We start from the raw sequence: 9,710 nt of genomic DNA on the forward strand, positions 1-9,710 counted from the left end.
TGGTCGCGCGACCAGCCGCGATGGCGCCGCACCCGACCCACGGCCTACCGGACTACGGCGCTTCCCGCACCCGGAACGCCTTCGCGTCCCAGCTGCCGTCCAGCCGGGACGACAGCCAACTCGGAGCCACGGCACGGAAGTCGGCGGGGGCCAACGCCCCGGCCCCGGCGGGCAGGGCACCGAGCAGCGGCGCCCCCGCCACGTCCGGCAGATCGGCCACATTGCACCGTGAGGCCAGATCCGGGGAGTCCGGCCAGCTGCCGATCACCACCCCCAGCAACTCCAGCTCACGGAAACGCAGTTCACGGGCGGTCAGCTCGGTGGTGTTCAGGGTGCCGAGCCCGGCCGACGCCACCAGCAGCACCGGCGCGTTCAGCAGCCGGGCCACGTCCGCCAGGGTGCCGCCCGTCGCGTCGAAGCGGACGAGCAGCCCGCCGGCGCCCTCCACCAGCACCAGATCGTGCTCGGTGGCCAGCTTGGCGGCGGCCTCCGCCACGTCCTGCGGATGCACGGGGGACATGCCCGCCCGACGGGCCGCCGTGCCCGGCGCCAACGGCTCGGGGAAACGGGCGACTTCGGCAGCCGTCACGGCACCCGCGAGCCGCGCGACCTCGTCGGCGTCCCCGCGCTCGTCCGGTCGTACCCCGGTCTGCGCGGCCTTGAGGACCGCGACCGAGCGGCCCGCTGCCACGGCCGCGGCGGCGACCGCGGCCGTGGTGACCGTCTTGCCGACCTCCGTGCCCGTCCCCGTGATCACCAGGATCGGCATGCTCATCCCTCCCGCGCCGCGGCGCACACCGCGCGCGCGATCCGTGCCACGTCCGCGTCACCCGTGACGTACGGCGGCATCGTGTAGACCAGGTCGCGGAAGGGCCGCAGCCACACGCCCTCGCGCACCGCGGCGGCCGTCGCAGCCAACATGTCGACCTCGTGGTCGAGCTGGACGACCCCGATGGCGCCGAGGACCCGGACGTCCCGGACGCCGGGCAGGTCCCGCGCGGGCGCGAGCCCGTCGCGCAGGCCGGACTCGATCCGCTTGACCTCGCCGAGCCAGTCCTGACCGAGCAGCAGCCCGAGCGAGGCACAGGCCACGGAGGCGGCGAGCGGGTTGCCCATGAACGTCGGCCCGTGGGCCAGCACCGGCACGTCGCCCCGCGAGATGCCCTCGGCCACCCGGGGCGTGCACAGCGTCGCCGCCATCGTCAGATAACCGCCGGTCAGCGCCTTGCCCACGCACATCACATCCGGCCTGACGGCCGCGTGGTCCGCCGCGAACAGCGCGCCCGTGCGCCCGAAGCCGGTCGCGATCTCGTCGAACACCAGCAGCACGTCGTGCGCTTCGCAGGCCTCGCGCAGCACCCGCAGATAGGCGGGGGAGTGGAACCGCATGCCGCCCGCGCCCTGCACCACCGGCTCCACGATCACCGCGGCCAGTTCGTGCGCGTGCCGCTCGATCACGGAGCGCAGGTGGTCCGCGTACGACTCCTCGTACTCCGCAGGCGGCGCGTCCGCGAAGACCTGGCGCGGCAGTACCCCGGACCACAGGTCGTGCATCCCGCCCTCGGGGTCGCACACCGACATCGGCTGCCAGGTGTCGCCGTGGTAGCCGCCGCGCCAGGTCAGCAGGCGCTGCTTGGCGGGGCGGCCGAGGGAGCGCCAGTACTGCAGGCACATCTTCACCGCGACCTCGACCGACACCGAGCCGGAGTCGGCGAGGAAGACATGCTCCAGACCGTCGGGAGACATGTCGACAAGGAGCTTCGCCAGCCGGACGGCGGGCTCGTGGGTGAGCCCGCCGAACATCACATGACTCATCCGGCCGAGCTGCTCGCGCGCGGCCTCGTTGAGCACCGGGTGGTTGTAGCCGTGGATCGCCGACCACCAGGACGACATGCCGTCGACCAGCTCGCCCGAGCCGTCCGCGAGCCGCAGCCGGACCCCGCTCGCCGACTCCACGACGAGCGGTTCGGCCCGGCCGGGCATCGGACCGTACGGGTGCCAGACGTGCCGGCGGTCCAGGTCCAGCAGCTCGGGGACGCTCAGGTCAGGCATTGGGCGCGAGATCCGTTCCGGCACCCCGGCGGCGGACGGCGACCAGGTCGGTACGCGGCTCGTTGACCGGAGCGGTACCGCAGACGTCCTCGTGGGAGCCGCAGCCCCCCGATCCGCACCCGGCGTCGGCCTGCCCGGCGTGCGATCCACAGCCGGCACCCTGGACCTCGGCCCGGTGCTGCGGCAGCGTCACCTCGTCGGCGCCCTCCACCACGAAACCGGCGTCCGCGATCATCTCCAGGTCGGCCTGCCCGGCCTGACCCTCGGTGGTGAGGTAGTCGCCGAGGAAGATCGAGTTGGCCAGGTGCAGCGCGAGCGGCTGCATGGTGCGCAGATGGACCTCGCGGCCGCCCGCGATGCGGACCTCCACGTCGGGGCAGACGAACCGCACCATCGCGAGGATCCGCAGACAGCGCTGCGGGGTGAGGTTCCACTCCTTGGCCAGCGGGGTGCCCTCGACCGGGATCAGGAAGTTGACCGGCACCGAGTCCGGGTCCAGCTCGCGCAGCGAGAAGACCACGTCGACCAGGTCCTCGTCGCTCTCGCCCATACCGGCGATCAGACCGGAACAGGCGGACAGACCGGCCGCGTGCGCCTTGTTGACCGTGTCCACCCGATCGGCGTACGTGTGGGTGGTCGTGATGTCCCCGTACGTCCCCTCGGACGTGTTGAGGTTGTGGTTGTAGGCGTCGGCGCCCGCCTCGCGCAGCCGCTCCGCCTGGCCGTCGGAGAGCAGCCCGAGACAGGCGCAGACCTCGACGCCCTCGTTCTGCTCCTTGATGGCCTTGATGGTGCCGGCGACCCGGTCCACGTCCCGGTCGGTCGGACCGCGCCCGGACGCCACCAGACAGACCCGCTTGGCGCCCCCGGCGAGGCCCGCGGCGGCCGCCTTGGAGGCCTCGTCGGGTTTCAGCCAGGAGTACTTCAGGATCCCGGTCGTGGAGCCGAGGCGCTGCGAGCAGTAGGAGCAGTCCTCCGGGCACAGACCGGACTTGAGGTTGACCAGGTAGTTGAGTTTCACGCGCCGGCCGAACCACTGCCGGCGCACCTTGCCGGCCGCGGCCACCACATCGAGCACCTCGTCGTCGGAGGTCGCCAGTACGGCGAGCGCTTCCTCGCGGGTCGGCAGCTCGCGCCGAAGCCCCTTGTCCACCAGCGTGTTCAGCAGGTCCATGAGAGCCGATCCTGTACTAAGAGGCTGCTCCGGGCCAAGGAGAGTTTGCACAACCCTGTCAGTTCGACGTGTGGGGTATGTAACATGACCACCCCAGTACGTAGGGTCCACAGAGAGCACGGAAGACCAGGTCAGAGGCGCCAAGTCCGCATCCCGCCGCCGATTTGGTGAGAGTCGTGAGTGAGACGCAAGTGCCAGTGGATCAGTATGGAGGGTTCCTACAACACCCCCGAAGAGGCTGTTCCCTCAAGCGCCGCGCGTGACTGGGTGCGGGCTGTTCTGGAAGCTCTCGACATCCCCCACCCTGCGACCGTAGGGGACCGCGAGGCGCACGACCGGATCTTGAGCGAACGGGCCACGCCACAGAGGCTCTGTACGGCCCTCTGAGACGCAAAGGAACCCCAGCGTTGTCCACTGGGATCCTGTCTGTGTGAAGCCCCAGCAGGGGCCCTCTAGGCCTGAAATGACCCCTCGCGTCCCGACACTTCCGTTTTGTGCCGCGAGGTCCAGCCGTTGGTGACAGCGGGTCTCGCCTGGTACGGCGTGATGTAGCCGATGGTCGAGTGGATCCGCTCCCGGTTGTCATGTTCCGCGATCCACCGGAACACGTCCTGCCGATGCTGCGTACGGGTCGCCCAGACCGTGGTTCCGATCTCCGCTTTCAGGACGGCGAAGGAGCTCTCCGCGGCGGCGTCGAAACACGGGCCGGTACGGCCGGTGCTTTGCCGGATGTCCAAGTCGCCCAGGAGAGCGCGGAATTGGTGAGAGGTGTATTGCGATCCGCGATCCGAGTGAAAGATGGCGTTGCCAGCCGTATGCCCGCCCGCATGGGCCATCCGGATTGCGTCTGCGACGAGTTCCGTACGCATATGGTCGGCCATCGACCAGCCCACGACCTCCCGTGTCCACAGATCGATCACCGTAGCCAGGTACAGCCATCCCTCGGCCGTCGGGAAACAGGTGATGTCCCCGACGAATTTCAGGCCCGGCATCGGCGTGGTGAAGTCCCTTTGGACGAGATCCGGCGCAGGCGGCGCCGTGCGGTCCTGCTTCGTCAGCGACCGCGGCTTCCGGCGTGTTATCCCGACGATCTCGCGCTCCCGCATGATCCGCGCGACGCGTTTGCGGTTCACCAGGTTCCCCTGGTTACGCAGCGCCTGAGTGATCCTGCGGGCGCCGTACGCTCCCCGGGAATCGGTGTGGACCGCCCGGATGCCGCAGGCCAGGGCCTCTTCCGCGTCGGCCTTCTCCTGCCGTGCGCCCCTGTTCTGGTGCCAGGCGTAGTAGCCGGAGCGGTCCCAGCCGAGAACATCGCACATCCGCTTGACCCTGTGGGCGCTCCGGTGCTCGTCAACGAAACGGAAGCGGATCACCGTGTCGTCTCCCGCGCGAAATAGGCGGCAGCTTTCCGAAGGATCTCGTTGTCCTCCTTCAGCCGGGCATTATCCCGCCGCAGACGCTTGAGTTCTTCCTTCTCGTCGGGGGTCATACCGGCATCACCCCCGCCGTCCGCCACCTGGGTGCGGGCCTTGTCGACGCGGACCCACTTCCGCAGGGTCTCCAGATGGATGCCCAGACCGTGGGCGATGTCGGTGAGGGAGCGGTCCGTCGAGGAGCGCACCAGATCCACCGCGTCCCGCTTGAACTCTCCGGGATAGTTCTTCCGCTTTGCCACCATGGATCACTTCCCCTGGATGACGAAACATCCAGCGTCCAGGTGTCGGAATTTCGGGGGTCACTCCACCTTGCCCTGGTCCCGCAGCACGGCCAGATCCGCGATCGCCTCACCGCCGTCGGCGAGCATCACCGCGAGATCGGTGGCGACCCGGCCCGGGTCGTGCCCGGTCCCGCGCGGCCGAAGCGGCCTGAGAGCGGCGGAGTACGCGGCGGTCAGCCCGGTGGCATCAGCAAGATTCGCCAGCAACCGTGCCCCGGCATGCCCGACCACCCCCGAACCATCGGCACTGACACGGACCTTGGGACGCAACCCGATAGCCTGCACGTAGAAAGTGCCCTCCGCCTGGACCGACAGAACCCCTCAGCAAGGTTCATCGTCCCAGGTCAGGAAGGCACTTTCGCGTTTCCGCCTCAAAGCCAGCCGTACCCAAGTGAAACGGCGAGGTCAGGGGGTCGCAGATATATCCCAGGTACCGCCCGCCGTGCGGCGTGGCCGGTGCATGGGGACGGTGGGGCAGGGAGGCCGTCGCCCCCTGCCCCACCGTCGGCAGTCCTGCGTCGGTCACCCTGTCACTGGATCGTCCAAGCCTGGTTGGACTGATTCAGGGGCATGTACTGATCGATGGTGGCCCCGTTCGCGGTCGAGCCGTTGCTCACCTCCAGGATCTGCCTGCTCTCAAAGTTGCGGATCAGGTATCCACCGCTGGTCGGCTCGAAGTACCACAGCTGGTTGTTGCTGCCGTTGTAGGTGCTCTGCTGCAGCGCGGTGCCCCTCCAGTGGCTGGCCCAGCCAAGGTCGAGGACCTTGCCGCTGTTCCTGTTCACGATCTTGTTGAGCTGCCCGCTGACCGGAACGATGGTCCACTGCTGGTTGGCGTTGCCCGAGTTCGGCCACTGGATGACGCTCGCGCCGTCGGCGGTGGACGCGCCGTTGACGTCCATCACCAGGCCGCTGTTGACGTTCTTGATCGAGTAGTAGGTCGACGGGTTGGTGTTCGGCGTGCCGGTCGAGTCCTCCAGCGCCCCGCCCGCCCGCTGCACAGCGAAGTCCGTGATGAAGAAGTACGCCCCGTCGGTCTTGGCGACGCGGACGTAGCGGAAGGCCTGGCGGACGTCGATGTCGCCGGTGAGGGTGGCGGCGAGCGGCAGGGTGCTGGTCTGGCGTCCCACGACGGTGTACGTGGCGAAGGACGGGTCGTTGGACACCCGGACCTCGAAGTTGCCCCGGGTCGAGGACTGGTCCAGGTCCTGGCGGGTGGTCAGGGAGAACTGTCCGAGCTGGTAGGCCTGCCCCAGGTCGACCTGCCACCAGGCCGAGGTGTCGCTGCCGGTCGGCGACCAGCCGGTCGTACCGTCGTTGTCGACGGCCTTGGACGCCGGCGTGTTCGAACCGTAGACCGACGACGCGGTCGCCGGCTTGTTGTAGGCGAGGTTGAGCTTCGCCGCCAGCCCCTGGTAGGCGGACTCGAGACCGGAGGCCTTGATGACCGAGTCGCCGGACGTCGTGTTGTTGGTGAGTGTGACGTTGGAGCCGTTGGCGTTCTGGTTGATGAAACCGTCCGTCTGCGACAGCACGTTGTTCGAAAGGGTCATGTTGTTCGACCCCTCGTCCGTGTAGAGGCCGGCCACGGCCGAGGCGCAGGCGGCCGGCGTTCTCAGCACGTCGTGGATGTAGTTGCCGTTGATGACGGTGCCCGGGTCGTTGGAGAGGTGGTAGATGGCGGCGGAGTCGCAGAGCCGGTTCATCACGTTGCCGATCCGGTTGTAGCTGACGCTGTTGTTGCCTTCGGCGTTGGCCGCCGACTGCCAGCCCCAGCCCAGCGAGATCCCGGCCCATGGAGCGTCGGAGATGTCGTTGTGGTCGATGGTGGTGCTGTTGACGAAGCCCGCGTCGATGCCCGCGGTTCCCGGATAGTCCTCACCGATCTGGGTGATCAGGTTGTCCTTCACCGTGACGTTCTTGACCACCTCCCGGGCGTCCTCACCTGCCGGTGAGGTGGGCGGGTTGTAGATGGTGTGCATCTCCACGGTCGGGTCGGAGAACTTGCCGACCATGATCCCGTTGCCGGCGATGTCGTAGACGAGGTTGCCCGTCACGGTGCTGTCGTGAACGCCGTGGGACAGGTCGAGGGCGGTGGCCCCCATCTGCGTGAAGGTGTTCCCGGTGAAGGAGACACGGTCGGCGTCCGCCGCCTGGACCCCGGCCGGAGGGCGGCCCACGTACTGGTGGTTGGACGTGTCGGCGGAGAGGTTGTAGTTGCCGCCCTGGCCGTTGAGGTAGCCGTTGTCGGTCGCTTCCATCCAGGTGGTCCCGGTGAAGGTGATCCCCGAGAAGCGCAGGTCATGGACGGGACTGTCGAGGTTGGTGCCCTTGATGTCGAAGAGTGTCTTGATCGTGGGCGCCTGCACGGAGGCCGTGGACATGTCCTCGCCGGGGCGGGGCTTGTAGTAGACGGTCTGCGCGGCCGTGTCGACGTAGAACTCGCCCGGTTCGTTGAGGAACTCGTGGGCGTTCTCGAAGTGCAGGGGGGAGCCGTCGGAGAGCTGGGGCCAGGGACGCGGGAAGAGGATGCCCGCCTCGTGGTCCTGGACCGACACGTTGGCGATGCCGTTGGCGGAGGTGAACGACTTCAGCCGCAGGTAGCTCTCGCCCCACTGCGTTTCCAGCATCATCTCGACCTGGCTGAGGTGGTCCCAGTTGGAGACCTGAGAGCTGAGCACCTTCAGCAGCTTGTTGGGCTTGTCGCTGCCCTGGAGCTGGAAGTCCGTGCCGACGTCGGGGAAGCGGGCCCGGGTGGCGCGGACCCCGTTGACGTACAGCTGCCGGAAGTTGAGGCTGCCCACGGACGCCTTGTACTCGCCGTTGGCCGACGCGGTCCACCCAGTGATCGCCTTGCCGCCGGTGATGACGGGTGTCTCCCCGTTGTAGGCCTGGTAGACGACCGTGTGGCCGTTCGTGCCCGAGTCGCTGGTGTCGAAGGCGATGGGGGCCGTGAGGGAGTAGGTGCCGCCGCGCAGGTTCACGACGATGTCGTCGGACATGTTCGCGTTGACGGCCCGGACCGCGGCCTGGGCGGCCTGTACGGTCCTGAACGCTGCGGCTGTGCTGGTTCCCGAGTTGCTGTCGCTGCCGTTGACCGGGTCGACGTAGAAGTTCGTCGTCGCCGCGTAGGCAGGTTGGGCAGGCAGTACGGCCGCGAAGACGACAGCCGCCGCTGCGAGCGCCTTCACTGCTCCCGCTCCGATGCGTAGGGGTCTCATCTGTGGTGTTCCTCCTCCGAACCCCGCTACTTATAAGTGGTATTTATCGATGCAAGAAGGCGTACACGTCAAGGTGATAGGCATACTTATTTTTCTCAGCCGCAACACTGTCGACACAAGGAATCGCCAGGTCTCGCCACGCAGGGCCCGATCACCGCAGCTAGAGCGATTACCCACCTTCGATCAACGATCACTGAACGGTGTGCGATCCGCCAAGCCTGGCGAGCCGCCCTCAGTAAATGAGTAGTACTTATCGCTCGATCCTGTACCCGTGGTCCGTCGCCCGGACCGACGCCGGCGCCGTCTTTAGAATTCCTAACAGAATGCGACAACTCACCTTGGAATGTCGGCGTCTGATGGGTTGTTAGCCTGCGCATGAGAAAGGGTGAGCAGCCGCCGTGGATCGTGCCGGATGGGCTGTGGGCGCGCATCGAGCTGTTGCTGCCGGTTGTGCCGCGCCGAAAGGATCACCCTGGCCGCAAGCGTCTGGACGACCGGAAGGTGCTGTCAGGCATCCTGTTCGTGCTGTACACCGGCGTTCCGTGGGAGTTCCTGCCCCAGGAGCTGGGCTTCGGCTCCGGCATGACCTGCTGGCGGCGTCTGCGTGACTGGAACGACGCGGGAGTCTGGCAGGTCTGCACGAGTCACTCCTGGCCGAGCTGAACGCCGCCGGCGCGCTGGACGGGTCGAGGGCGGTGATCGACGGCTCGCACGTCAGGGCGCTCAAAGGCGGCCCCAAACAGGGCCGAGCCCAGTCGACCGTGCCCGAACAGGCTCCAAGCACCATTTGATCACTGAAGGGCACGGCATCCCGCTGGCGGTATCGCTGACCGGCGGAAACCGCAACGACGTCACCCAGCTCATCCCCTGATCCAGGCCGTCCCGCCCGTACGCGGCCGGCGCGGACGACCCCGACAACGACCGGTCGCGCTCTACGCCGACCGTGGCTACGACCAGGACAAGTACCGCAAGCAGGTGCGGGCCCTGACCCCGGTCATCGCGCGGCGCGGCGTCGAGCACGGTTCCGTGGTGCCGGCGTTGGAGTCGTCACCGTTGGGGGCGACGTAGTGGGTCGCCTGAGTGGCGGCCGCGGCCGGAGTCGGTGTCGTGAGGGAGGTGAGCAGAGGACGGAGACCGCCGTGGCGAGTGCTGTCGGCAGGAGACGGCGGACATAGGAGGCCGGACGTTTGCCTCTCCTGGTTGTTCTGGTGGTCGGACTGGTGTACATCGGGCGGCTCCAGGGGTGCGGTTTGATGCGGTCCAGGGGTTGTCGGTCCGGACGGTGCGGCTACTTAGCGCGTCGGCTGCTCAGCCTGTTGACTCCGAGGGCTGCGAGGGCTGCGAGGGCAGGCGGCCGTCACCGCTCGGGATGGGCGCATCGGCCCTGATCAGGCCCCGCGTTCGCAGTTCGTCCCACAGGCCGTCGGGGATCCGCTGCTCGTGCAGTCGCGCGTTGCGCTGGACCTGTTCGGGGTCGCGCATGCCGAGGGTGACGTTGATGACGTGGGGGTGGGTGAGGGGGAAGGCGATGGCGGCGGCGGGCAGG

The 9,710-nt window shown here is 68.1% G+C and carries 6 protein-coding genes and 3 pseudogenes; 1 reads left to right on the top strand and 8 read right to left on the bottom strand.

From position 1 onward, the window contains the following. Positions 1-52: 52 nt before the first annotated feature. The 7 genes and pseudogenes from bioD to ACFZDK_RS42660 all read right to left on the bottom strand — a co-directional run bounded on the left by bioD (position 53) and on the right by ACFZDK_RS42660 (position 8,164). Positions 53-769, bottom strand: coding sequence for a dethiobiotin synthase (gene bioD / locus ACFZDK_RS42630; protein WP_390981072.1), 717 nt, complete (start codon positions 767-769; stop codon positions 53-55). A gap of 2 nt (positions 770-771) precedes the next feature. After that, positions 772-2,052 (bottom strand): adenosylmethionine--8-amino-7-oxononanoate transaminase, encoded by a 1,281-nt coding sequence (locus tag ACFZDK_RS42635; protein WP_390981046.1) that lies wholly within the window; start codon positions 2,050-2,052, stop codon positions 772-774. After that, the gene (gene bioB / locus ACFZDK_RS42640) at positions 2,045-3,226 is read right to left on the bottom strand and encodes a biotin synthase BioB (protein ID WP_390981048.1); all 1,182 of its coding nucleotides are present in this window, start codon (positions 3,224-3,226) and stop codon (positions 2,045-2,047) included. The genes ACFZDK_RS42635 and bioB overlap by 8 nt, the downstream gene beginning before the upstream one ends. A gap of 452 nt (positions 3,227-3,678) precedes the next feature. Next, positions 3,679-4,599: an IS3 family transposase gene (locus ACFZDK_RS42645; RefSeq protein WP_390981050.1), complete on the bottom strand. Its 921-nt coding sequence runs from the start codon at positions 4,597-4,599 to the stop codon at positions 3,679-3,681. Further along, on the bottom strand, positions 4,596-4,904 hold the full coding sequence (locus ACFZDK_RS42650; RefSeq protein WP_390981052.1) for a transposase: 309 nt from the start codon (positions 4,902-4,904) through the stop codon (positions 4,596-4,598). Before ACFZDK_RS42650 ends, ACFZDK_RS42645 begins: the two co-directional genes overlap by 4 nt. A gap of 72 nt (positions 4,905-4,976) precedes the next feature. After that, positions 4,977-5,258 (bottom strand): annotated as a pseudogene (locus ACFZDK_RS42655) (IS1380 family transposase); the annotation flags it as partial. A 215-nt stretch (positions 5,259-5,473) separates the two neighbouring features. Then, the gene (locus ACFZDK_RS42660) at positions 5,474-8,164 is read right to left on the bottom strand and encodes an RICIN domain-containing protein (protein WP_390981055.1); all 2,691 of its coding nucleotides are present in this window, start codon (positions 8,162-8,164) and stop codon (positions 5,474-5,476) included. Between the two features lie 375 nt (positions 8,165-8,539). On the opposite strand from ACFZDK_RS42660, the pseudogene ACFZDK_RS42665 reads away from it, so the two are divergent. Next, a pseudogene (locus ACFZDK_RS42665) lies at positions 8,540-9,190 on the top strand (IS5 family transposase); the annotation flags it as partial. 282 nt (positions 9,191-9,472) lie between these two features. Here the strand turns inward: ACFZDK_RS42665 and ACFZDK_RS42670 are convergent. Continuing rightward, a pseudogene (locus ACFZDK_RS42670) lies at positions 9,473-9,710 on the bottom strand (hypothetical protein); the annotation flags it as partial.

Source organism: Streptomyces sp. NPDC007901, from assembly GCF_042959465.1.
Lineage (GTDB): Bacteria > Actinomycetota > Actinomycetes > Streptomycetales > Streptomycetaceae > Streptomyces.